Source organism: Rhizobacter sp., assembly GCF_046595475.1.
In the GTDB taxonomy this organism is placed as follows: domain Bacteria; phylum Pseudomonadota; class Gammaproteobacteria; order Burkholderiales; family Burkholderiaceae_C; genus Rhizobacter.
In genome coordinates this window covers 1-24,889 of record NZ_JBKJOQ010000006.1, presented here as the reverse complement: position 1 = coordinate 24,889, position 24,889 = coordinate 1, and the positions used below count along the sequence as shown (strand labels likewise).

Below are 24,889 nucleotides of genomic sequence, written 5' to 3'. Positions count from 1 at the left end.
TACACTCCCAAGTTGACGTATACGTCAACTACGTTTTACGGAGTCCCAATGCCCACCAACACCCCGACGCTGAAGGCTTTCCAGCACGCCGAGACCGGCGCCAAGCTCGCAGCCTTTGATCTGGCGGGCATCTCGCCGCAAGCCAAGCCTTACTCCAGCGGTGACAAGCAGGCCGACAAGGCGGCAGTCGAGGTGCTGGCCCGCGAGTTGGACGAGTTGCAAAACCTCTTCTACGCCGACCACCGCTTCAAGCTGCTGGTGGTGTTGCAAGGCACCGACACCAGCGGCAAAGACGGCACGCTGCGCGGCGTGTTCGGCCAGATGAGTGCGCTGGGCGTGCAAACCATAGGCTGGAAGGCCCCCACCGAGCCCGAGCGCGCCCACGACTACCTGTGGCGCATACACCAGCGGGTGCCAGGCAACGGCGAAGTGATGGTGTTCAACCGCAGCCACTACGAAGACGTGCTGGTGCCGGTGGTCAACAAATGGATCACGCCGGAGCAAACACTGCAGCGCTACGCCCACATCAACGACTTCGAGCGCATGCTCACCGAGACCGGCACCGTCGTCTGCAAGTTCATGCTGCACATCTCGAAAGACGAGCAACGCGCCCGCCTGCAAGAGCGGCTAGACGACCCGGCCAAGCGCTGGAAATTCAGCATCGGTGACGTCGAAGCGCGCAAGCAGTGGGTCGAATACCAAGAGGCCTATGCCGCCGCCATCTCGGCCACCGGCACGCCCTGGGCACCGTGGACCATCGTGCCAGCCGATTCCAAGACCCATCGCAATCTGATGATCGCCACGGTGATGAAGCAGGTTTTCACCTCACTCAAGCTGCGCTACCCACCCGACGACCCCGCGCTGGCCAAGCTGAAGATCACCTGACCTGAAGCGACGTGAAATAACGTGACGCTGGAGACAAGCGCATGACCGACCTCTCAGCCGAATTCAAGGCCCTGGCCGCTTACCGGCCGACGAACAAGGTGCGTTTCGTGACGGCCGCCAGCCTCTTCGATGGTCACGACGCCGCCATCAACATCATGCGGCGCATCTTGCAGAGCATGGGCGCCGAGGTGATACACCTGGGCCACAACCGCTCGGTCGATGAAGTGGTCACGGCCGCGCTGCAAGAAGACGTGCAGGGCATCGCCATCAGCTCGTACCAGGGTGGCCACGTCGAATACTTCAAGTACATGGTTGACTTGCTGCGCGAGCGCGGGGGTGGGCACATCCAGGTGTTCGGCGGCGGCGGGGTGATCGTGCCGGCCGAGATCGCCGAGCTGCAGGCCTATGGCGTCACACGCATCTACAGCCCCGAAGATGGCCAGCGCATGGGCCTGGCCGGCATGATCGGCGAGATGGTCATGCGCTGCGATCACGACCTGTCGTCGCATGCCCCTGCTGAACTCGCCGCCGTGCAAGGCCACGCTGAAGCGAACTGGCGTGCGCTTGCGCAGCTGATCACAGCGCTGGAAAACAACAAAACACCTGATGCTCTCAAGGCTGCTTTGACCAGCGCCGCAGCGAACATCCACATTCCCGTGCTCGGCATCACCGGCACCGGCGGCGCGGGCAAATCTTCGCTGACCGACGAGCTCATACGCCGCCTGCGCCTGGACCAGGGCGACAACCTTCGCCTGGCCGTCATCAGCATCGACCCGTCGCGCCGCAAGAGCGGTGGCGCGTTGCTCGGTGACCGCATTCGCATGAATGCCATCGGGCCTTGGAACACGTCTGTTCGCACTGAGCCTGCCGGTTCAGACGGTACGGATTCGGGTCAGCGTGTGTTCATGCGCAGCCTCGCCACACGCGATTTCGGCAGCGAGATCAGCCAGGCCCTGCCCGACGTGCTGGCCGCCTGCAAGGTGGCCGGCTTCGACCTGGTGATCGTCGAAACCTCAGGCATCGGCCAGGGCGACGCCGCCATCGTGCCCCTGGTCAATGTGCCCCTGTACGTGATGACACCCGAGTTCGGTGCCGCCAGCCAGCTGGAGAAGATCGACATGCTCGACTTCGCCGAGTTCGTGGCCATCAACAAGTTTGACCGCAAGGGCGCCGCCGATGCGCTGCGCGATGTAGCCAAGCAGGTGCAGCGCAACAAAGAAGCCTGGGGCGAATCGCCCGAGACCATGCCCGTCTTCGGCACCATGGCCAGTCGCTTCAACGACGACGGCGTGACGGCGCTCTACCAAGCGCTGTTGCCGCGCCTGACCGCCCTTGGCCTCAACACGCAGCGCGGCATCTTGCCCGCGGCAAGCACGCGCCACAGCACCCACCAAGTGCCCATCGTGCCTGGCGCCCGCGTGCGCTACCTGGCCGAGATCAGCGACACCGTGCGCGGCTACAAACGTCACGCCGTGCAGCAGGCCCGCCTGGCTCGCGAGATTCAGCAGCTGCGTGAATCTGCGCGCATGCTCAGGCAAGACAACCCCGACAAGAGCAATGCCGTTGGCGCCGTCACCGCCTTGGCCACGCAGCGCGAAGCGGCCCTCGACGAGCACGTCAAGAAGCTGCTGGCGCAGTGGCCCGAGATGCAAAAGGCTTACGCCGGCGACGAGTACGTGGTGAAGATTCGCGACAAAGAAATCCGCACCGCGCTCACCACCACCTCACTCAGCGGCACCAAGATCCGCAAGGTGGCGTTGCCCGGCTACGAAGACCATGGCGAGATCCTCAAGTGGCTGCTGCTCGACAACGTGCCCGGCAGCTTCCCGTACACCGCCGGCACCTTCGCCTTCAAACGAGAAGGTGAAGACCCGACGCGAATGTTTGCCGGCGAGGGCGATGCCTTTCGCACCAACACGCGCTTCAAGCTCTTGAGCGAGGGGATGGCAGCCAAGCGCCTGTCCACCGCCTTCGACAGCGTCACGCTCTACGGCAACGACCCGGCGCTGCGCCCCGACATCTACGGCAAGGTGGGCAACGCCGGCGTGAGCATCGCCACGCTCGACGACATGAAGGTGCTCTACGGCGGCTTCGACCTGTGCAGCCCCAGCACCAGCGTCAGCATGACCATCAACGGCCCGGCACCGACCATCCTCGCGATGTTCATGAACACCGCCATCGACCAGCAAATGGAGAAGTTCTGCGTTGACAACCAGCGCAAGCCGAGCGATGACGAAGCGCAGAAGATCGTCGCCTGGGTGAAGCAGAACGTGCGCGGCACGGTGCAGGCCGACATCCTGAAGGAAGACCAGGGCCAAAACACCTGCATCTTCAGCACCGAGTTTTCACTCAAGGTGATGGGCGATGTGGCCGAGTACTTCGTGCATCACCAGGTGCGCAACTTCTACTCGGTGAGCATCAGCGGTTATCACATCGCAGAGGCGGGTGCCAACCCGATCAGCCAGCTCGCCTTCACGCTCAGCAACGGCTTGACCTTCGTGGAGGCCTACCTCGCGCGCGGCATGCACATAGACGACTTCGCGCCCAACCTGAGCTTCTTCTTCAGCAATGGCATGGACCCCGAGTACACCGTGCTGGGCCGCGTGGCACGCCGCATCTGGGCCGTGGCCTTGCGCGAGCGCTACGGCGCCAACGACCGATCACAAAAGCTCAAATACCACGTGCAAACCAGCGGCCGCTCGCTGCACGCGCAAGAGATTCAGTTCAACGACATCCGCACCACGCTACAGGCGCTGATCGCGATCTACGACAACTGCAACTCGCTGCACACCAATGCCTTCGACGAGGCCATCACCACGCCCACCGAAGACAGCGTGCGCCGCGCCATGGCCATCCAGCTCATCATCAACCGCGAGTGGGGGCTGGCGAAAAACGAGAACCCCAACCAGGGCGCCTTCATCATCGACGAGCTGACCGAGTTGGTCGAAGAGGCGGTGCTGAAGGAGTTCGAGCGCATCGCCGAACGCGGCGGCGTGCTGGGTGCCATGGAGACCGGCTACCAGCGCGGCCAGATCCAGGAAGAGAGCATGAACTACGAGATGCTCAAGCACACCGGCGAGTTGCCCATCGTCGGCGTGAACACCTTCCGCAACCCCCATGGCGACCCCGTGCCCGAGCAAATAGAGCTGGCGCGCTCCACCGACGAAGAAAAACAGTCGCAGCTTCAACGTCTCAACACCTTCCACGCCGCACACGCGAGCGAAGCCCCGGCCATGCTCAAGCGCCTGCAGCAGGCCGTCATCGACAACCGCAACGTGTTCGACGTGCTGATGGAGGCCGTGCGCGTGTGCTCGCTGGGGCAGATCACCACGGCGCTGTTCGAGGTGGGCGGGCAGTACCGGCGCAGCATGTAATGCTCTGACGCCAGATGATCCTGGCACCTTCCCGAAAGCGCGGAGAATCCCCTGCGATGAAGCCGCTGACCGACACTTCAACGCCCTCGCCCGCTTTAAGCCTGGCGCGCCGTGCCTGGAAGCTGCTTTACCGTGACTCCAAGCGCTGCATCACCACCGCAGACCTCGCGCTGCTGCGCGCCCAAGAAAGCGGCGACACCGCAGCCGTTGGCTGGGCTCGACTGGTGCGCGGTTTCCATCTGATGTGGTACGCCACGCCGCCAGAAGCAGCCAGCGAACTGGCCGCTGCGCAGGCCTGCTTCGCCACCACCCAAGACCGCGCCGGCCACCTGCTGGCCGAAGTGGGCATGGCGCGCTGCCTGTGGCGCGAAGCCAAGTACCGCGAGTCACTGGAGCGTGTGCTGCCGCTGCGAGCCGAAGGCCTGAGCGTACTCAAGCGCGACGAGCTGGGCATGCTGCTCAATGTGATCGCGGGATGCTACTCATCGCTGGGTGAGTCGGAGCAAGCTTTCGCCTACATGTACCAGGCACTGCATGAAGCGCGGCCCACGCGCGGCAACGGTTTCGAGGTCGTGCTGTACTGCAACCTGGCGCACGAGCTCATTCAACTGGGCGAGCACCAGCAGGCGCTGAGCTACATCGAAGAAGGTGTCGCCCGCGGGGCGAACCTCAGCAATGCACGCCTGATGAGCGTGCTGCTGATCAACCGCGTGATCTGCCTGACCGACCTGGGCCGCCCGCAAGAAGCCATGGTCGACATTCAGCGGCTTTTGCAATCACCGCCGGACGAGAGCGGCCGCGGCCGCACCAACGCCAACTTCGAGACCATGGGGTTGGCCGCCCTGCGCGCCGGCGACACCGCCCTCGGCCGCGCGCTGGTGCAGCGGGCACAGCAGGAGTACCACGGCGTGAAGGTGCCCGATGAGCGCATCACCCTGGTGGTGGCCATGGCCGAAGCCCTGGCCGCCGATCAGCGCCTGCCTGAGGCCGCGACGCTGCTCACGCAAGCCGAGCCCCTGCTGCTGAATGCCGAGCACGAAGGCTTAAGCCTGCGCGTGAGCTGCCTGTTTCAACACGCGTTGGCCGACACCCACGAGCGCCTGGGCAACGCGCCTCAGGCCCTGGCGGCCCTGCGCGCCTGGCAGCGCTGCCACGTCGAGCGCGGCCACCAAGCGTCGCGGGCGCGCTACCAGGCGGCGTCGCTACAGGTCGAGCTGCGCCGCATGCAGCAAAACCTAGACGAGATCGAGGCACGACGGCGCACCACCGAGCTGGCGCGCGCAGAGCTGGAGGCCATCAACCAGCAGTTGTCGCAAAAGATCGACGAGGTGCAGGCCTTGCAGACCGAGCTGGAGCAGCAGGCCACACGTGACTTTCTCACCGGGCTGTTCAACCGTCGCCACCTCAACGACGTGCTGCCCCAGGTGCTGGCACAAGCGCAGCGCGAGAAGCAGGCGCTGGCAGTGGCCATCATCGACCTCGACCACTTCAAGACCGTGAACGACCGCCATGGCCACGTGGCAGGCGACACTCTGCTGGCCGCCTTCGGCTCGCTGCTCAACGACAACACCCGCCAGAGCGACATCGCCTTTCGCTTCGGCGGCGAAGAGTTCTGCTTGCTGATGCCGAGCTGCGACGCGCGCACCGCACAGCGCAAGGTGCTGGGCCTGCTGCAGGCCTGGCGCGCGCGGGCCTTCCACTTCGAGACCGGCTCGCTCGCCCACAACACCTTCTCGGCCGGCATTGCCGACTCCTTGTCCGAGCCGCAGGCGATGGAGCAGCTGCTCAAATCGGCCGACGACCGCCTGCTAGAAGCCAAGCGCGGCGGGCGCAACCGAGTGCTGTGGACGGATGCGCCGACCGCCGAGTTCGAGCGCGCTTGAGGCAGCGACTTAGAACGAACCCGCGTCTCCCGGGAAGACCACCGGCGACTCATAGCCTTCGGCCGACACGGCCGAGACACCGAAGAACCAGTCGTCGATGACCACGTTCTTCAGCTCCAGTTGGGTCACATCGCCCGCCACCTCGCGATGGTGGCGCCACTGCGGCTCGGTGGTGCCACGCCACCACACGCGGTAGCGCGCAGCACCCCGCACGGCTTGCCACTTCACCGTGGTGTGGGGCGTGACCGCGCCGGCTACCGACACGCCCTTGGGCGGCATGGGCGCGTTCGCCATGGCGGCCATGGTGATGACGTTGAGCCGCGTCACCTGGGCCAAGTAGGCGAAGTCGACGCCGTCGATGGTGTCGCCGTAGTGCACGCCGTTTTCCACCCGCAGGTCTTGGTGCTGGCGCGTGTAGTCCTCGTTCGCTTCGGTGATGCGAACTGCGGGGAAGCCGGCTTCGAGAAACGCCACCTGGTCGCCGCCGCGACCATAGCGATCGGTGCGGTAGACCATTTGCACGCGCAGGTTGGTGAGGTGGCGCTCGGCCAGGGCTGCGACATAGCGGGCGATGTTGCGCGAGGGCGAGTCGAGCTCGCCGCCGTTGTAGCGGCGGCGGTCGGCCTGGGCCGGAGTCTCCAGCGCCTTGGTGCCTTCGGAAAACACCCGCACCGTGCTGTTGTCATGCACACCGTTCTGGCCGTGGCTGTTGCCCACGATGTCGTTGTTGAGGTTGGCCTGCACTTGCCAGCCTTGCCGGCGCGCGTACTCGGCCAGTATCTTGCCGCCGTACAGGCCCTGCTCTTCGCCCGACAACGCGGCGTACACCAGCGTCGCGCGGAACTGGTGCTTAGACAGCACGCGTGCCGCTTCCATCAGCGCGGCCACGCCCGAGGCGTCGTCGTTGGCGCCGGGGGCGTCGCTGGTGGCGTCCATCACATCGGTCACGCGGGAGTCGAGGTGGCCGGTGATCACGATCACGCGGTTCGGGTCGCTGCTGCCGCGCTGAATGGCCACCACGTCGACCACTTCGGTCGGCTGCGGCACGCGCGCGCCCGTCACGGTCTGCGAGGGCAACACCACCTCCAGGCAGCCGCCGCACTCTTTCGATACCGCCACCAAGCGCGACTGCACCCAGCGTCTCGCAGCGCCGATGCCGCGGGTGTCCGACTTGGTGTCCGACAGCGTGTGCCGCGTGCCGAAACCCACGAGCTGGGTGACGGTGGCTTGAAGTTGGTCGGCACTCACCGCGGCCGACACCTCGCCCAAATGGGAAGAAGGCTCGGCGGCATAGGAGGCGCAGGACAAGGCTGCACAACACAGCGTGGCGATCAGAGTTTGGGTCATGGGCATGTAGGGCTCCAGAAACGCGCAGGAGCGCAAGCATGCATCGGCCAACGTCTGCGTGTCAGTGCGTTCTTTTAGAACGACTGTCTTATTAGTCCATCCCACTGTGCGTATCTATGGGTCGTGAGTCAAAGCAGCGTGACGAGCTGATCTTCGAAACACCGTCTCTTCAGAGCGCCCGGGTGCAAGCCCGGGGCGTTTTTTCTTGGCGCAATCAAAGTGGGTCGGGCCAGCTGATGCGCCCGTTGAGCACGGGCTGCGCGCGCAGCCGCTCCAGCGCGAACTCGACAAAGGCCCGCACCTTGGCGGCAGCCTTTCGCCCTTCCACATACACGAGCTGAACCGGAATGGGTGGTGGCTCGTGGTCGGCCATCACCACCTGCAAGCGACCGGCCAGCACGTCGGCCGCCACTTGGTACGACAGCGCCCGCGCCAGGCCGTGGCCGGCCAGCGCTGCGGCAATCGCCACCTCACCCGCGTTGGTGACCATCTGCATCTGCGGGTGAGCGGTCTCGCCCGCGGCTTCCCCCTCGGCGCGCGTCTTGGCCCGCGGCGGGTAGAGCACCCAGGGCGCGCTCACGGAGCCATGCTGCGAGAAACCCATGCCGCGGTGCTGCGCCAGATCAGCTGGCGAGCGCGGCACACCGTGCTCGCCCAGGTACGCGGGCGACGCCACCACCACACGGCGCACGTGGCCGGCACGCACGGCAGTGAGGCCCGAGTCGGGCAGATGGGCGATGCGCACCGCCACATCGAAGCCTTCGTCGAGCAGGTGCACGATCTGGTCACTGAAGAAGGTGCGCGCCTTGAGCTGCGGCTGCTGCGCCATGAAATCGAGCAGCACGGGCGCCACATGCAGGCGCCCGAACATCTGCGACGCGGTGATCGACAGCACGCCCTGCGGCACCTCGTGCGCACCGCTGGCCGAGGCTTCGGCGTCGTCGATCTCGGCCAGGATGCGCTTGCAGTCGGCGTGGAAACGCGCGCCCGCCTCGGTGAGCGCCACGCTGCGCGTGCTGCGGCGCAAGAGCTGCACGCCCACGCGTGCCTCCAGTGCGGCAATGGCGCGTGTGACGGCTGGCGGCGACAGGCCAAGCTCACGTGCCGCTGGCGCAAAGCCGCCCGCGTTGGCCACCGCCACAAAAATACGCATGCCTTCGAGCTTGTCCATCGACCGTCATTCCTCTGCGCGGAATTATCAAGTGCACCCGGCGGGCATTCTGCTTTTCAGCCGCGCTGGCTATCGTCATGCCCTACACCCACCCGCAACCACCACACCCACCCGAGACATTCCACCATGCCCAGCCTTCGCGTCTACCACCACCCCGTTTCCGGCCACGCGCACCGCGTGCGGCTGTTCCTGTCGCTGCTGAACGTGCCCTTCGAGGCCATCGAAGTCGACATCACCAAGGGCGATCAGAAGAAGCCCGAGTTCCTTGCGCTCAACCCCTTCGGCCAGGTGCCGGTGATCGAAGACGGCGAGGTAATACTCGCCGACAGCAACGCCATCCTCACCTACCTGGCGCTGCGCTACGACGCGAGCGGCCAGTGGCTGCCGCGCGACCCGGTGGGTGCGGCACGCGTGCAGCGCTGGCTGTCGATGGCGGCCGGGCCGCTGCTCAACGGGCCGGGCAACGCGCGTGTCAACGTGCTGTTCCAGCGGCCGCAAGACCCGCGCTGCGGCGAGATCGCCAGCACCTTGTTCCAGCGCATGGACGACCAGCTTGCGTCGCAGCCCTTCCTGGCCGGCACGCAGCCGACCATTGCCGACATCGCGCTCTACACCTACACCGCGCATGCGCCCGAAGGCGGCGTGTCGCTGCAACCCTATGCGAAGCTGCGCGAGTGGCTGCAACGCATCGAAGCCCTGCCCCGCTTCGTCGGCATGGTGCGCCACCCGGCGCTGGCTTGACCATGGGCACCGTGCACGCAGGTGAACGCGAGGTGCAGCTGCGCGCCGGTGTGCACGAGCGCATGGCCGCGGTCATGGGCCAGGTGGTGCGCAATGCCATGCCCGAGCAGCACATCGAGCTGTTCGAGAAGCTGCCCACGCTGATGGTGGGTGGGCTTGATGCGCAGCGCCGTCCTTGGGCCACGGTGCTCACCGGATGGCCAGGCTTCATGCACGCGCCCGATGCAAGGCACTTGCGCATCGAAGCCTTGCCAACGGCTGCTGACCCCCTGACGCTGCAGCTCGACATGCCACTCGGCCTGCTGGGCCTGGAGCCCCACACGCGGCGACGCAACCGCCTGAACGGCAGCATCGTCGCGCTCGACTCACACGGCTACACGCTGCAGGTGGACCAGAGCTTCGGCAACTGCCCCAAGTACATCCAGGCACGTATACCGCGTTGGGTCAAGCGCGGCCCGCAGCCACCGGCAGTGACCGAAGGCGCACAGCTCAGCGATGCGGCACTCCGGCTGGTGAACACGGCAGACACGCTCTTCATCGCCACGGCCACGCCGCAGGCGCGCGGGCACGCCGACGCAGAAGGCGTCGACGTGTCACACCGCGGCGGCCGGCCAGGCTTCGTGCAGCTGAGTGAGCGTGACGGCGCCACCGTGCTGCGCATTCCCGACTACCGCGGCAACAACTTCTTCAACACGCTGGGTAACCTGGCGGCGAACCCGCGCGCCGGGCTGCTGTTCATCGACTACCAAAGCGGCGACCTGCTGCAGCTCACGGGCCACACCGAGGTGGTGTGGGGCCAGGCCGAGGGCCAGCGCGAGATCCACTACACCGTCGAATCCGGCCTGTGGCGCGCGCAGGCGCTGCCACTCACATGGTCAGACGCCGAGCTGTCCCCACATCTGATGTCTACCCCCACCAGCGACTGACGCCCAAGCGACTGCCGTCACCGCGCCCGCGCGCTAGCCTCCCGGCTTCATCACCATCAAGAGGCCGCGCCATGGACACCAGTCAACTCTTCTCTCTGAAAGGCCGCACCGCTCTCGTGACCGGCGGCTCGCGCGGCATCGGCCGCATGATCGCGGCGGGCTTCCTGGCGCAAGGCGCCAAGGTCTACATCTCGGCACGCAAGGCCGAGGCCTGTGACCAGGCGGCGAAAGAGCTGTCAGCCATCGGCCCGTGCATCTCGCTGCCAGCCGACGTGTCTACCGTCACCGGCGCACAAGGGCTCGCCGCCGCCTACGCCAAGCACGAGAGCCAGCTCGACATCCTCGTCAACAACGCCGGTGCCGCCTGGGGTGCCGACTTCGACGAGTTCCCCGAAAGCGGCTGGGACAAAGTGGTCGACCTCAACATGAAGGCGCCATTCTTCCTCACGCAAGCACTCAAGCCGCTGCTCGCCAAGGCGGGCCAGAAGCAACTGGCCAAGGTGATCAACATCGCCTCGATCGACGGCATCGCCGTCAACCCGATGGAAACGTATTCGTACGCCGCCAGCAAGGCCGGGCTGATTCACCTGACCAAGCGCATGGCCACCCACCTCATCAAGCACAACATCGTGGCCACAGCCATCGCGCCGGGCGCCTTCGCCTCGGAGATGAACCGCGCGGCGCGCGACCATGCCGAAGAGGTGTCGGCACGCATTCCCGCCGGGCGCATCGGCGTCGATGAAGACATGGCTGGCACGGCGATTTTCCTGGCGTCGCGGGCGGGCGACTACGTGGTCGGCCAGACCCTGGCGGTAGACGGGGGCGTGACGCTGGGTCGCTAAATCGGTATGACATCACGCAAGCGGTTTTGCTAGGGGAATCCCAAGGGAAACTCAGCTTGCAGAAAAGTCGGTATGTTCGTAGGATGGTCTTCACTTGCCATACGGCAGGTGAGCCGCGGGGTGTTTGCGCCTTCGCAACCGTCCTACGCACACCGCCATGAACCAGCCCAGCGCGCCCCCCGCATCCACCCGTACCGCCTACGCTGACGGAAAAATTTTGCTGTCCGTGGAGCAGGGTGTGGCGGTCATCCGCTTCAACCACCCCGAGAAGCACAACGCCATGTCGGTGGAGATGTGGGAAGGCCTGGCCTTTGCCCTCACCTCGGCGCGTGACAACCCCGAAACGCGCGTACTCATCCTCACCGGTGAAGGCGGCAAGTCTTTCGTGTCGGGTGCAGACATCAGCCAGTTCGAACGCAACCAGGCCACGCCCGAAGCGCGCGCCGAATTTGGCCAGCGCGCGGGCGCCTACCGCAGCCTGCTGACCAACTTTCCCAAGCCCACCATCTCGTGCATACAGGGCTATTGCATAGGCGGCGGCCTGGGGCTCGCGCTGGGCACCGACATTCGCATTGCCAGCAGCGGCAGCCAGTTCAGCATCCCCGCGGCCAAGCTCAGCATCGCCTACCCCTTCAGCGGCCTGCAGGTACTCAACGCGCTCGTGGGCCCGTCGTGGGCGCGGCTGCTGCTGTACAGCGCCATGCGCATAGACGCCGCCGAGGCCGAGCGCATCGGCCTCATCACCCGCCAAGTGAGCGACGACCAGCTGTGGCCGCACACACTGGCCCTGGCGCACAGCATTGCGGCCAACGCGCCGCTCTCGGTCTACGCCACCAAGATCACCGTCGACCAGATCCTCAAAGACCCGGTCGACCGCGACATGGGCGCCATACGCGCCATTGCCGCACGCTGTGCCAACAGTGAAGACGCCAAAGAAGGCCGCCGAGCCTTCATGGAGAAACGCACGCCCCAGTTTCAGGGCTGCTGAACAACCCCAAGCAGGAGACGACAAACATGAATTTCGGTTTCACACCCAAGATGCTTGAGTGGCAGGCGCGTCTGATGGAGTTCGTCACGCAACACGTGGTACCGGCCGAGCCGCTGTTTCGCAAGGAGATGGAAGTCAACCGCGCCCAGGGCAAGCAATGGAACCCAACGCACGAGGTGATGGACGGCCTGAAGGCGAAGGCGAAGGCCGCGGGTTTGTGGAACATGTTCCTGCCCGAGTCACAGCTTGGCGCGGGCTTGAGCAACGTCGAATACGCCCCTTTGTGCGAGATCATGGGCCGCTACCCACTGACCAGCGAGTCGATGAACTGCTCGGCGCCGGACACCGGCAACATGGAGCTGCTGGAGCGCTACGGCACCGAAGCGCACAAGGCGCGGTGGCTCAAGCCTCTGTTGTCTGGCGAGATCCGCTCGGGCTTTGCAATGACCGAGCCCGATGTGGCGTCGAGCGACGCCACCAACATCCAGTCGCGCATCGTGCGTGACGGCGACCACTACGTGATCAACGGCCGCAAGTGGTGGACGTCGGGTGCGCCCGACCCGCGCTGCAAGGTGCTGATCTTCATGGGCAAGACCGGCACGGTCGACGACCCCAGCCCACACAAGCAGCAGTCGATGATCATCGTGCCCATGGACACCCCGGGCGTGAAGGTGGAGCGCTGGCTGTCGGTGTACGGCTACGACCACGCACCACACGGCCACGCCGAAATCAGCTTCACCGACGTGCGCGTGCCGGCCGACCACCTGTTGCTGGGCGAAGGCCGTGGCTTCGAGATCGCGCAAGGCCGCCTCGGCCCGGGCCGCATCCACCACTGCATGCGTTTGATCGGTGGCGCCGAGCGCGCGCTCGAGCTGATGTGCAAACGCGCCCTGGTGCGCAAGCCCTTTGGCAAGCTGCTGTCTGACCAAGGCGTGTGGCGCGAGCGCATTGCGCACTCACGCATCCTGATCGACCAGTCTCGTTTGCTCACCATGAACGCCGCCTACGCCATGGACACCAAGGGCAACAAGGGCGCACGCAACGAGATCGCCATGATCAAGGTGGCCGCACCGCAAATGGCCTGCCAGGTGATCGACTGGGCGATCCAGATTCACGGTGGCGCCGGCGTGTCACAAGACACACCGCTGGCCGCCGCCTACACCAGCGCGCGCACCATCCGCTTTGCCGACGGGCCCGATGAGGTTCACCTTAACGCCATCGGCAAGACCGAGCTTGCCAAGTACATGGCACCCAAAGTAAAAGCTTGATCTACTCTGCGTTCGCCCTGAGCCTGTCGAAGGGCTGGCGAGCATCTCGGCAAGGCTTCGACACGCTCAGCCCGAACGGCACATCCCACACAAGGCGCCCATACCATGTCCGACAGACACCTGGCCTTCTGGCCCGAGCACGCCCCGCGCCACCTGCACGTTCCCGAGACCAACCTGTACTTCAACGTCGAAGTCTCGGCCGCGCGCTTCCCCCACAAGCCGTTCGTGATCTTCTACGACACGGTCATCACCTTTCTGCAGTTCAAGCAAGAAACCGAGAAGCTGGCCGGCTACCTGGAGCAGGTGTGTGGCGTGAAGAAGGGTGACCGCGTGCTGCTCTACATGCAGAACAGCCCGCAATTCATGATCGGCTACTACGCCATCTTGCGGGCCAATGCCGTGGTGGTGCCAGTCAACCCGATGAACCTCACCGGAGAGCTCAAGCACTACGTGAGCGACAGCGACGCCACCGTGGCGCTGGTGTCGCAAGAGCTTTACCCGCGCATGAAACCGCTCTTGGAAAATGGCCAGGGAGCGGGCCTGAAGCACCTCGTGGTCGCGGCCTACAGCGACTGCCTCGTTGCCCCCACCACGCTCAAGGTGCCCGACTTCATCGCGGCACCGCGCGTGCCCCTCAACGACAAGGGCGTCTCGCTCTGGTCAGACGCACTCGCGCGCAATCTCACACCCGGCCCGCTCACCGCCGGCCCCGATGATTTGTGCGTGATGCCCTACACCTCGGGCACCACCGGCCACCCCAAGGGTTGCATGCACACCCACCGCACCACCATGTACAACGCGGTGTCAGGCGGCGTGTGGGGCCACGGCAACCAGGGCACCGTGAGCCTGGCGGTGCTGCCCATGTTCCACGTGACCGGCATGCAGGGCAGCATGAACGCCGTGATCTTCGGCGGCTCTACGGTCGTGTTGCTGCCGCGCTGGGACCGCGACGCCGCAGCCGAATGCATACAGCGCTACCGCATCACCGGCCTCGGGCTCATCACCGCGATGGTGGTCGACTTCGTGTCCAACCCCGAGCTCGACAGCTACGACCTCACCAGCCTGCGCCGCATCGGCGGCGGCGGCGCGGCCATGCCCAAGGCCGTGTCCGACATTCTGGAAAACAAGCTGGGCTTGAAGTACGGCGAAGGCTATGGCATGTCTGAGACCAATGCCGCCACCCACATGAACCCGCCCGACCGCTCGAAAAAGCAGTGCCTGGGCGTGCCGGCGTTCGACGTTGACGCGCGCGTGGTCGACCCCATCACACTGCAAGAGCTGCCGCCGGGGCAGACGGGCGAGATCATCGTCAGCGGCCCGCAGGTGATGACGGGTTACTGGAAAAACGCCGAGGCCACGCGCGACAACTTCGTCGAGATCGACGGCAAGCGCTTCCTGCGCACCGGTGACCTGGGGCAGACCGACGACGAGGGCTACTTCTTCTTCGTCGACCGGCTGAAACGCATGATCAATGCCGCTGGCTTCAAGGTCTGGCCAGCCGAGGTGGAAGCGCTGCTGTACCAACACCCCGCCGTTCAAGAGGCCTGCATCATCGCGGCCAAAGACGCGCGCCGCGGCGAGACGGTCAAGGCTTTCGTCGTGCTGAGAAAAGGCCTCGCACAGCCCGTCAGCGAGCAAGAGATCATCGACTGGTCGCACGCCAACATGGCGGCCTACAAGATCCCGCGCATCGTCGAGTTCGTCGAGGCCCTGCCCAAGTCGGGCAGCGGCAAGGTGATGTGGCGCGAGCTGCAGGAAAAAGAGAACGCGCGCGCAGCGGCATAGCCTGGCGTCTGAGCCGCGCACTCCGTGCGGCTATGCTTGCGGCCCCCTTCGAGCGCGCCGCGTCATGACGAGATTCGACCCCAAGGCGATCATCATCGCCATGCTGCTGTCACTGCTGCTCGACGTGGTCGGCGGGGCGGTGCTGATGACCTTGTTTGCCACCGGCCTCACCGAAGGCATGTCGCCCGAGCAAGTGAGCGCCGCCACCCAGGTCGTGCTGCAAGACAACGGTTTTCTGTTGGCCTCGCTGCTCTACGGCACGGCGACCACCGCGCTCGGTGGCTACATCGCCGCCCGCCTGGCCCGCGCCTACCCCTACTTCAACGCCCTGGCCATCGCGCTGCTGGGCATGGCGCTGGGCCTGGTGCTGGCCAGCGACACACCAGGCTGGTACGACGCCGTGGGCTACCTGACCATCGTGCCCGCAGCCCTGCTCGGCGGAAGTTTGGCCCGGCGGCGCAACCAATGAAACAAAGCGGGGCACGCGGTGAAACCCAGGGGAAACACGGCGCGACCACAGTGCAAAGCAACGCAAGCCAGCCTGGAGCCGCCATGAGCAACGCCCTGTTTCTACCCCGCGAACTGTTCGCCCCCGCCGCACCGTTCAAAGCCTCCGCCGAGCCAGCCGCGCGACCGTTGCGGGGCCTGCACTTCGCCAGTGGCGAAGCGGTGGCCGCCGATTTGCTGAAGGGCATGCAGCCGTCAAGCGTGATGCCCGCGGCCAACGCCGAGCGCCGCCGCCAACCGCGCGTAGACCTCTACATCGCCTGAGCGACAAGCCTTCCCCGAGAACCCGACGCCATGAGCCACCGCACGCTGAACCTCACCGACACGCTGTACCAGTACGTGCTCGATCACTCGCTGCGTGAGCACCCGGCGCAAACGGCCCTGCGCGACGCCACGCGCAAGCACCCCTACGCCGGCATGCAGATCGCGCCCGAGCAGGGCCAGTTCATGGCGCTGCTGGTGAAACTGTTGGGCGCGCGCCGCACGATCGAGATCGGTGTTTTTACCGGCTACAGCGCGCTCAGCGTGGCGCTGGCCCTGCCGGCCGACGGCAAGCTGCTCGCCTGCGACATCAGCGATGAGTACACCCGCATCGGCAAGCCCTTCTGGGAGCAAGCGCAGGTGGCACACAAGATTGACCTGAAGCTTGCGCCTGCACTTCAAACGCTAGACGCGCGCGTGGCCGCGGGCGAAGCCGGCCAGTACGACTTCGCCTTCATCGACGCCGACAAGACCAGCTACGACGCCTACTACGAGCGCTGCCTGAAGCTGGTGCGCACCGGTGGCCTGATCGCCATCGACAACACGCTGTGGAGCGGCGCCGTGGCCAGCCCATCGCAAGACGCCGACACGCTGGCGCTGCAGGCGCTCAACAACAAGCTGCATGGCGACGAGCGGGTCGACCTGTCGCTGCTGCCTTTCAGCGACGGGCTCACGCTGGCGCGCAAGCGCTGAGCGAAACAGCCCACCGCCCCGCCACTTCGCCCGCCACACCGTCGCTCGCCAGCTTGCCCAAGTGCGCCAGCAGCGAGCGCACCGCCACGGGCAGCATGCGCGGGTCGACGTCGTCGTAGACGAAAGGGAGCAGCTGCTCCAAGGTGGCGGGCCCGTGCTCGCGCAAGACGCCCATCACCTTGGCCTCTCGTTTCAAGCGGTGGTCAATCACCGCCTGCATGGCCTTGCGCGGCTGCGCCATCAAGAAGCCATGACCGGGTGCAAGCCACTCGATGTCTTCATGCAGCAGCGCCCGCAGTGACGTGATGTAAGCCGCCATGTCGCCATCGGGCGGGTTGATCACCACCGTGGACGCTTGCATCAGGTGGTCGCCGGTGAAGAGTGTTTTCTCTTCTTCCAGCAAGTAGCACAGGTGGTTAGACGCATGGCCCGGCGTGTGCACCACGCGCAGCCTGGCCTGCGGGCACACCGCAATGCGCTCACCATCGCTCAACACCCGATCCGGCACAAAACTGCCATCTTGTTTATGCGGATGGTCGGGCAAGCGGCCGAGCACCTCGGCGTGGGTGTGCTGCTTGAGCATCACGCTGGCCGGTGAGTGATCCATGTGGGTGTGGGTGGCCAGGACCCAACGGATGGCGCCGGGTGCCGCAGCCAGGATGGCTTCCACATGCTCGGGCAGCGCAGGGCCTGGGTCAATCACGGCCCACTCGTTGCGCTCGCCGCCGCCCACCAGGTAGGTGTTGGTGCCGGGGCCGGTCATCACGCTGGGGTTGGGCGCCGTCACGCGGATCACATGGGCCGACAGCTTCACCGCCCGGCCGGGCACGATCTCGTACGAGGCCGTGCCATGGCCCAGCGGGTCGATGCGGCCCATCTCGGCCCAGGCGTACTCGGTGGGCATCACTGGCCGCAGGCCCTGGCTGCCCGAGCCGATGCGCGGGTGAATGAGGCTGACCTCGCGTGGCGTGCGTGCCCAGGCCATCAGCGCCGCTGCGCTCTCGAAGCGCGCGATGGCACTCAGCGTGGCCCGGGTCGGGCCCATCAGCTTGAGTGAATCGCTGCGTGCCAGGGCCTCTGACGGCCGCAGCCATTGCATGCCCACCATCTCGACGCCATCGTGCAGCGCCGTTTGCAAAGGTGGCGCCAGCGCCACGAAGAAGCGCGTGTCAAAGCGCTTGGCGCGGCCCATCGGCGTAAGCCAATGGCTGAAGTACACCAGCTCGTCGACCGCCAGCTTCAGGCCCTCAGCCTCGCACAGCGAGGCCAGGCTCAGCTCGCCGCGGTGCAAGGGGCCGCGCTGGGCACCAAGCCGCACACCGGTGTCGCCTTGCAGATCGACCAGCGCCGCCTCACCACGCGTGGCAAATAGCAAACCGCACTCTTCAAAGCATTCGCGTATGCCGGCCACGCAGTAGTCGAGCCCGCCTTCGGCCAGGCTCATGCCCGCACTCACGGTTTCGTCACTGCTGCCGACACACAGCGCATGGCCTTGCCGGTCGCTGGCGTCGACCAGACCGCCAGGGAAGACCCAGGCGCCGCTGTTGTGGCCACCGCGCTCGGCGCGGCACAGCACCAGCACCTGCATGCCGCCGGGGGCATCGCGCACCACCATCAGCGTGGCGGCCGGTCGCGGCGGGCGGGCTGCGGCGGTGAGGTCTAGCGGGGCAGTGTCGTTGGCGTTCATAGGGCCCACTTTGGCGAATCTGGCAAGGGCTGCAAGTCTGGCATTCCCGCGTCGCCAAGGTGGCTGCGGGGTCGTCGGCAGCCACCGAAGATGCACCCGGCACAGCCCTAAAAAACGGAACCCGCATGTCGATCATCCTCATTCGCCACGGCGAGACACCGCTCAACGTGGCCCGCACGCTGCAGCCGGCCGACACGCCACTCAGCGCAAACGGCCTGGCGCAGGCACAAGCCGTGGCGCGGCGCATGGCCGGCATGCAGCTCGCCGGCATCGTGAGCAGCGACCTGCCGCGTGCCTTGAGCACCGCGCAGGCCATTGCAGCCGCCACCGGCCTGCCCCTCACCACCACCGCCCTGCTGCACGAGCGCAACTTCGGCGACCTGCGCGGCCAGCCCTACGACACGCTGGGCTACAACCCGCTCACGATGGACGGCGCGCCGCCCGGTGGCGAGTCGACCGCTACGTTTCTGGCGCGCGTGGCGCAGGCCTTCGCCCACATCGTGCAGCTGCGCGCCACGCTCGAAGGCAACCTGGCGGTGGTGACGCATGGCCTGGTGATGCGCGCACTGCTGGCCCACCACGTGCAGATGCCGGCCGGCGGCGAGCTGCCGCTGCGCGTGGGCAACACCTCGGTGAGCGTGATCGCGGCGCTGCCACCGCACGCAGTCCACCTGCTCGACTGCACCCGCCATCTCGACGAACACACCCAGCACGACGCAAAGAGCCTCTCAGGCGGCTGAGCGCGCCGCTTCGCCTGCGGGTCTACCGGTCGAAGCTTGTCGAGGGCAGACTTCCTACGCAACCACGGCGCCGGTCAAATCAGCCGAAGGGCGCGACCGCCGATGCGAGAGCGAAGCCGAGCCAAGCAGCCCGGCGGCCAACAGCAGCAAAGCCCAAGGCGGGATCGGTACATCCCCCTCTCCTGGTTCCGCGCTGACCACCGTTACCGCGCTGGCAGCGCTCTTTTGCGGCGTGGGGTTGAAGGTAGAGCCCGCCGCGCTTGCCGTTGTCACGTCATTGCCGATTTGATTCAATCTGCCCGTAATCGTGGTCGCAAAACTGCTGAGCGCCGCCACCGTTCCGATGGAGCACTGCACGTTGACCCCAGCCACCGTACAGCCCGCCGGAACCTCGATACCCGTGGTGCCGGTTGGCAAAGCAAGCGACAGCACAACCGAGCCCGCTGCCGTCGGCGATGTGTTCGTCACCGAAACCGCATACGTCACCGCACTGCCAGGTGCAGCCGTGGGCAAGGCCGTGATTCTCGTCGTCAAGGCAGCACTGTTGGCGACCACAGGGGTGGCCGAGAGCGTGCGCACAGCCACCTGTTTGCCCGCCAGATAGACATACTCCTTGAGGCTGTTGTTGGGTGCAGACTCCCACAGCAGACTGCCGGCATGGCCGTAGACGAAATAGGTTGGCGCGCCGCTCCTCGGCGTGGCACTCAGGCGCATGCCTTCGCCATCGTATTGATACAAGACCTCATTCACTTGCCCGCAGTTGGCGCAAGTCATGTTCTGTGCATCGTTGTACGCAAAAGTGGTCGCGCCGTTGCTGGTGACATTGCCCCGAGGGTCATATCCATACGCGAATGACTTCGAGCCGCTGACCGTTGCCAAACGCCGGTTGCCGGAGTCATAGGCGTAGTTGAGGGCCGTGCTGCCCATCTGTTGCAGCATCAGGTTGCCCGTGCCGTCGTAAGCAAGAGAACCGAAGCCCCACGGGCCTTGCACCGTCGAGAGGCGGCTCAAGGGGTCGTACAGCATCGAGCGGTTCTGCGTTGCGTCAATCGTGTCGGTGACGGAGGTCAAGTTGCCCGCCGGGTCATAGCGGAACTGCGAATCCAGAATCGAGAAACCACTCGATCTCACCTGGGCGGCCGCTGGCCACTGGCGCGCGTTCAAGCTGGTTTGAGAGACCACCCCGTTGGCGTAGGTCATCGCGTTGACCATGCCATTGGCGTGATGGGTCACTGCGCTCACGTAAGGGCTGGCCTGGGTCGGGCGGTTGAAGCCGTCCGGCGCGTAACCCACCGTCATGCCAGAGCCGTAGCCGATGCTGGCCAGCGCATCGTTTGCGCTGTAGCCGTAATGCGTCACGAATGGCTGGTTGACCCCAGCAATGGTTAGCGTCTCCTGGGTCAGGTTCTTGTTGCCGTCGTACTCGAATGCGCGGCGGCTCACCGTGTTGTCAACCCATTGCAGCTTGTCGTCTTTGTAGTAGTTGCGCGTGACGCTGGAGGTGCCCGAGGGGTACGTCGTCGTCTTGAGCCGGTTCAGCCCGTCGTAGCCGAACCCCGTGGCCGCCGAGTTGCCCACTTGCCGCGAGCTCATGTTGCCCACCTCGTCTCGGCCGAACACCGTCGTACCGGTTTCAGGCTCGGTGCTCGAGTCCATGAAGTAGTTTGCGTTGTAGTGAAAACTGCGTGTGACCCCGCTTTGAGAGACGCTCAGCATCTGCCCGACGCCATTGCGCGTGATGGTGACGTTGGCGTTTTGATCCGGCGCTTCGATGCCCATGAGTTCCCGGTGATCGGGGTCGCCGAACCCGCGGTAGCGGTATCCGTAGGCATAGCCCCGTTCGTCGTTGACCTGAATTCCGAGCGGGTAGTAACCGGTTGTCTTGCTGGCCGCGCACGCAGAACCCGATGCCGTGGCGTTCGGGCAAGCGATGTAGTTGCGCAAGGGCCGACCCAGCACGTCGTACTCGGTCTTGCTGCCAAGGGTGGAAGCCCCATAGGCCGGGTCGGTGGCGTAGACGCGCCGACCCGCAGCGTCGTGCTGGAAGGTCTGGTTGATGGTGGCGCCATCAGCGCTCGCGTCTACCCGGCTCTCGCGGCCGAAGGCGTCGTAGGTGGTCAGCTCGGTGAAGCCACCGCGCGTCACGCTGCGCGTGTTGGCGCCCCAAACCACGGTCACCGGGTTGCCGCGAGGCTGCGTGATGCCGGTGAGCCGGCTCAGCCCATCGTATGAGTACGATGTGGTCGCGCTTTCTCCGTCGGTTTGCGATGCCACATTGCCAGCATCGTCAACCACGCGGGCGATGCTCACCGATTCGGGGTGGCTCTCACCTTGAGCAATGCCGCGCTTGTAGTTGGAGTAGGTCACCGTGTTCTGGCGTGCATCGGTCTTGGTGAGGATGTCGCCACTCGGGTGGTACGTCCAGTTCGTCGTCACGCCAAAGCGTGTTTCCGACAGCACATTGAAATTGGCGGGGTCAAACACTCGGCTGATCTCACCCACCGGCTGGTCGTTGACCGTGACCGAGTCGCTCTGCTTTTCATGCAGAACCCACTTGGCTGTGTCGATCAGATAGGAGTGCGCCGTCACCCGCGTGTCGCTCCCGTTCGGCGCAGAGGCGTTGGGCGTCCCCAACTCGGTGGACTCGCCTGGGTTGCCATAGGGGTCGAATGAATCGTACGTGGTGCGGTACTGCAGGCCGTCTAGGGTCACGCCGCGAGCGGTGAAAAGAGGCATCGAGACGTACGCATACAGCGCAGCGAGCGGGTCGTTGCTACGAGCGTCGTATTGCGCGTGGCTCACGTTGAGAGAGGCCACCGACACCGAGGTCGCTTCAATCGCCCCGTTGTCTGTGCCATCACCCACGTCGCTGGAGATCAAGGTGCCAATGGCGTAGACAAACACAGCGCCCGTGGCCGTTGGCACTGTGACGCTGTTGTAGCCAATGTGGCAGTAGCGCCGCGTGCCATCGACCGCCGACGTGACCGTCGTCATGTCGAACTGCGGCACGCCACACCGGTTCAGCGTACCGTCTTCCAGCGTGGCGGTGGCGGGGGTGTAGTTGAACGTCCAGCTGTTGGTGTCTCCGGTTTTGCTGGTCACGGCGTGTGTGGCGGGCAGCACCGCGTTGAACTGAACTTTGCGATAGGCGTAGTCGTAGATGCCTCCCGTGGGGTACCTCACCTGTCGGATAGAACCGGCTCCTGGCGAATCATCAAAAGCCTCGTTGTAGGCATAGCGCCACTGCGTGCCATCGGGCCGCGTGACCGTGTCCAGAAAGAAGTAGCTGGTGGCGGTGGGCACGGGCCGCACGCCGTAGCCCACGGTGCGCGTGCCATCGGTCACGGACAAAAGCGCGCCGTCACTCGTGTAGTTGAAGCTCACCACGCGGCCATCGCTCGCGCTGACGGTGGCCACCGCGAGGTATCTGGCAAAGCTGCGGTAGGTGAAATCGAGGCGGTTGCCGTTGAGGTCGGTGATGCGAGAGACGTACCAAGACTTCTGCTGGTTGCCCGCCGCAGGCCCGACAACCGGCCCCATGGTGTTCATTTGGTACTGGGTGCCGTCTGGCGAATACACGACCAAGCCGAGTGTGGGTGAGCTGGTGTCGCAGCGGGCTTTCCACAGGCCCTTGGTCACCCACACCGTGCCGCTGGAAAGCGTCTGGTTGTCGAACAAAACGTCGTCGCCCCGGAAGAACAGCTGGCGCGAGCCGTCGGGCAGCTCCAGCACCGGGTTCAGGCCCGGGTTGGCGTTGTCGTCGCAGATGCCCAGCGTGGCCTTGCGGATCACGCGGCCAAAGCCCACCGTCCAGCCCACACCGGCGGGTGTTTGATCGCGCAAGAAGCCATCGCCGCTGGAGTAGGAGCGCTGAACCTTGATGTCCAGGCCACCGTTTCCGGGCAGAAAGAGGTCAACCGTGTGGAACTGGAGCTTGCCGGTGAACGGGTCTATGTGCTCGCCGGAGCCTTGGTTGATGTAGCTGCGGTTCTTGGAAATCCCTGGGTCTTGGTAGTAGCTGGGGATGGGGTCGAGGTTGGGGGTTTGGGCGATTGCACTGACGCAGAAAAGCAGCGAGGACGCTGCAATTGTTTGCCTGAGTACACGAGATAACGTGATTTCGACAATTACCTGCGCGGCAAGACTTTGCCATATAGAAAAATTCATATACTCACCCTAACAATATGCACAATCACTTCTAATGCTAATATTAAATGCAATTCATAGTCCATCGACCACTTACAAAACTAAATATTCGTGCCTGCCAGCTTTGGTTTTAATTATTTTTCTTCACAAAAGCCCGATGCAGAGATGTGGCATGCGGATCTCCTGTTGCCGCGGCTTTTTCAAACCACATCGCCGCCTTTAGAATGTCGACCCCAACTCCGTTCAAGCCATCTCGATAATGAAAAGCAACTGCGAGAAGAACGCGCGAGTCATCGCTCATTTCTGCTGCCTTCTTAAGATGAGCAAACGCTCTACGCCATCTCTCAATGGTGTCTAGTTCACCAACCCCATAGGTATATGCAAGGTGAAGCTGCCAATTCGATTCAAAGTCGTTATCATCTACTGAATTTTCAGCGGCTTCTATTTCCAGATGCGCTTCTGAATATTCTTGAAGCTCCCAAAGCTTTTTTGCCAAGGCGATCTTGGCAAGAACATTTCCTTCAAGAGCTGCGCTCGTAAGGACGGCAACAACCCTCTCGTGCTCCCCACGCTCTTCGAGTTTAACAATTTCCTTTTTCCAAGCCGGTTCGCTATTCTTCACTTCGTCCTCCTCCTTTTCCGCCTTCCCTCACTATTTTATTGAAATTCGGCTTGACACCGTTTTTTAGCTGCTCCTGTTGCCAATCAATTACGGATTTTCTATATTCAGCAACAGCAGGGATTTTCAAAACCTTTTCTCGCCACTTGAAATACTCTTTCACACTCATTGGTTTCTCCGGTGTATTTCCATTTAGTTTGAATTCATTCTTTAAACTTTTCTCCGTTGCGGCATCGGCCAATCGATGCGGGGTAGACCAACCTTTGTGAGGATCGCTCTCCAATCCTCTGTTAGTAAAACCAGCGCCGATCTTGTCTTTGCTGGCTTGAGCGATTGCGTCAGGAGACAGCATCGTTCTATTTCTTATCGCTACCGCCCGAGGAAGAACATCATGATGGCCCCCTCCGTCCTTCGTTCCATACAAGTCTCTGACTGCTGATTCATCGAGTGGCAGTGGGCTATTGCCGTCAGGGTCAATGTACCGAAACGGATTGTTGTTGCCATACGCATACCGATTGAACGAGTGAATGTTTTTCTCGTTGAATCCAACCGCATCGGCCCCCATGAACCGCCCCGCCACCGGATCAAAGTACCGCGCCCCGAAGTACGACAGCCCTGACTCCGCATCCGCCGGTTTGCCATGGAAATACTGCCGCGTGCCCACGTCGGCCGCGGGGCTCACATGGCGCTCCCCAAACGGCTTGTAGCTCTCTCGCCAAACGACCGCGCCACTCTGGTCCGTGGCGGCGATGGGGCTACCGGCCATGTCGGTGTGCAGGTAGATCACGCTGTCGTTGGGCACGCCCGGGCTGGCCGGTGTTTGCACCAGCACCTGGATGGGGGCAGACACCACTGCCGCTGCGGTGGCGGTGTAGCCCCTGGCCCTGAAGATGAAAGCGCCGTCGCTCAGGCTGCTGAAGGTCACGCTGTAGGGCGGCGCGGTGGCCGTGCCGATGAGCGTGGCACCCTGGTAGAACTCCACCCTCGCGATGCTGCTGCCCGCCGGGGCGGCTGCGTTTGCAGTGA

19 protein-coding genes are annotated in these 24,889 nt (G+C 64.4%); 13 read left to right on the top strand and 6 right to left on the bottom strand.

Going from position 1 to position 24,889, the window contains the following annotated elements; genetic code table 11:
• Positions 1–48: 48 nt before the first annotated feature.
• The 3 genes from AC30QB_RS01100 to AC30QB_RS01090 are packed head-to-tail and all read left to right on the top strand — an operon-like array spanning position 49 to position 6,142.
• Positions 49–885 (top strand): PPK2 family polyphosphate kinase, encoded by an 837-nt coding sequence (locus tag AC30QB_RS01100; protein WP_489544336.1) that lies wholly within the window; start codon positions 49–51, stop codon positions 883–885.
• Between the two features lie 41 nt (positions 886–926).
• A complete protein-coding gene (gene icmF, locus AC30QB_RS01095; protein WP_489544335.1) occupies positions 927–4,259 on the top strand; it encodes a fused isobutyryl-CoA mutase/GTPase IcmF in 3,333 nt (1,110 codons plus the stop codon).
• A gap of 56 nt (positions 4,260–4,315) precedes the next feature.
• Positions 4,316–6,142, top strand: coding sequence for a tetratricopeptide repeat-containing diguanylate cyclase (locus AC30QB_RS01090; protein WP_489544334.1), 1,827 nt, complete (start codon positions 4,316–4,318; stop codon positions 6,140–6,142).
• A gap of 9 nt (positions 6,143–6,151) precedes the next feature.
• Here AC30QB_RS01090 and AC30QB_RS01085 read toward each other — a convergent pair whose 3' ends face one another.
• Positions 6,152–7,495, bottom strand: coding sequence for a M28 family metallopeptidase (locus tag AC30QB_RS01085; RefSeq protein WP_489544333.1), 1,344 nt, complete (start codon positions 7,493–7,495; stop codon positions 6,152–6,154).
• Positions 7,496–7,703: 208 nt separating this feature from the next.
• Complete coding sequence (locus AC30QB_RS01080) at positions 7,704–8,660, bottom strand: LysR family transcriptional regulator (protein WP_489544332.1); 957 nt, start codon at positions 8,658–8,660, stop codon at positions 7,704–7,706.
• A 126-nt stretch (positions 8,661–8,786) separates the two neighbouring features.
• On the opposite strand from AC30QB_RS01080, the gene AC30QB_RS01075 reads away from it, so the two are divergent.
• The 9 genes from AC30QB_RS01075 to AC30QB_RS01035 all read left to right on the top strand — a co-directional run bounded on the left by AC30QB_RS01075 (position 8,787) and on the right by AC30QB_RS01035 (position 16,671).
• Complete coding sequence (locus tag AC30QB_RS01075) at positions 8,787–9,401, top strand: glutathione S-transferase family protein (protein WP_489544331.1); 615 nt, start codon at positions 8,787–8,789, stop codon at positions 9,399–9,401.
• Positions 9,402–9,403: 2 nt separating this feature from the next.
• Complete coding sequence (locus AC30QB_RS01070; RefSeq protein ID WP_489544330.1) at positions 9,404–10,327, top strand: flavin-nucleotide-binding protein; 924 nt, start codon at positions 9,404–9,406, stop codon at positions 10,325–10,327.
• Positions 10,328–10,398: 71 nt separating this feature from the next.
• A complete protein-coding gene (locus AC30QB_RS01065) occupies positions 10,399–11,169 on the top strand; it encodes an SDR family oxidoreductase (RefSeq protein ID WP_489544329.1) in 771 nt (256 codons plus the stop codon).
• 157 nt (positions 11,170–11,326) lie between these two features.
• The gene (locus AC30QB_RS01060; RefSeq protein ID WP_489544328.1) at positions 11,327–12,157 is read left to right on the top strand and encodes an enoyl-CoA hydratase; all 831 of its coding nucleotides are present in this window, start codon (positions 11,327–11,329) and stop codon (positions 12,155–12,157) included.
• Positions 12,158–12,183: 26 nt separating this feature from the next.
• On the top strand, positions 12,184–13,425 hold the full coding sequence (locus AC30QB_RS01055; RefSeq protein ID WP_489544327.1) for an acyl-CoA dehydrogenase family protein: 1,242 nt from the start codon (positions 12,184–12,186) through the stop codon (positions 13,423–13,425).
• A gap of 105 nt (positions 13,426–13,530) precedes the next feature.
• Complete coding sequence (locus AC30QB_RS01050; RefSeq protein WP_489544326.1) at positions 13,531–15,210, top strand: long-chain fatty acid--CoA ligase; 1,680 nt, start codon at positions 13,531–13,533, stop codon at positions 15,208–15,210.
• A 64-nt stretch (positions 15,211–15,274) separates the two neighbouring features.
• Positions 15,275–15,679 carry a hypothetical protein gene (locus AC30QB_RS01045; protein ID WP_489544325.1) on the top strand — a complete coding sequence of 135 codons (405 nt, stop codon included), beginning with the start codon at positions 15,275–15,277 and terminating at the stop codon, positions 15,677–15,679.
• 83 nt (positions 15,680–15,762) lie between these two features.
• Positions 15,763–15,981: a hypothetical protein gene (locus AC30QB_RS01040; protein WP_489544324.1), complete on the top strand. Its 219-nt coding sequence runs from the start codon at positions 15,763–15,765 to the stop codon at positions 15,979–15,981.
• Between the two features lie 30 nt (positions 15,982–16,011).
• Positions 16,012–16,671, top strand: a complete 660-nt coding sequence (locus tag AC30QB_RS01035; RefSeq protein ID WP_489544323.1) for a class I SAM-dependent methyltransferase — start codon at positions 16,012–16,014, stop codon at positions 16,669–16,671.
• Here AC30QB_RS01035 and AC30QB_RS01030 read toward each other — a convergent pair.
• Entirely contained in the window at positions 16,649–18,358 is a 1,710-nt protein-coding gene (locus AC30QB_RS01030) for an MBL fold metallo-hydrolase (RefSeq protein ID WP_489544322.1), read from the bottom strand. The two genes, AC30QB_RS01035 and AC30QB_RS01030, sit on opposite strands and share 23 nt — an antisense overlap.
• Before the next feature lie 125 nt (positions 18,359–18,483).
• Between AC30QB_RS01030 and AC30QB_RS01025 the strand changes: the two genes are divergently transcribed.
• A complete protein-coding gene (locus AC30QB_RS01025) occupies positions 18,484–19,098 on the top strand; it encodes a histidine phosphatase family protein (RefSeq protein WP_489544321.1) in 615 nt (204 codons plus the stop codon).
• A 54-nt stretch (positions 19,099–19,152) separates the two neighbouring features.
• Here AC30QB_RS01025 and AC30QB_RS01020 read toward each other — a convergent pair whose 3' ends face one another.
• The 3 genes from AC30QB_RS01020 to AC30QB_RS01010 all read right to left on the bottom strand — a co-directional run.
• Positions 19,153–23,265: a hypothetical protein gene (locus AC30QB_RS01020; RefSeq protein ID WP_489544320.1), complete on the bottom strand. Its 4,113-nt coding sequence runs from the start codon at positions 23,263–23,265 to the stop codon at positions 19,153–19,155.
• Between the two features lie 109 nt (positions 23,266–23,374).
• Complete coding sequence (locus AC30QB_RS01015) at positions 23,375–23,866, bottom strand: hypothetical protein (RefSeq protein ID WP_489544319.1); 492 nt, start codon at positions 23,864–23,866, stop codon at positions 23,375–23,377.
• Positions 23,856–24,889, bottom strand: a 1,034-nt coding sequence (locus tag AC30QB_RS01010) for an RHS repeat-associated core domain-containing protein (protein WP_489544318.1), incomplete at its 5' end; no start/stop codon positions are given. The genes AC30QB_RS01015 and AC30QB_RS01010, both read right to left, overlap by 11 nt.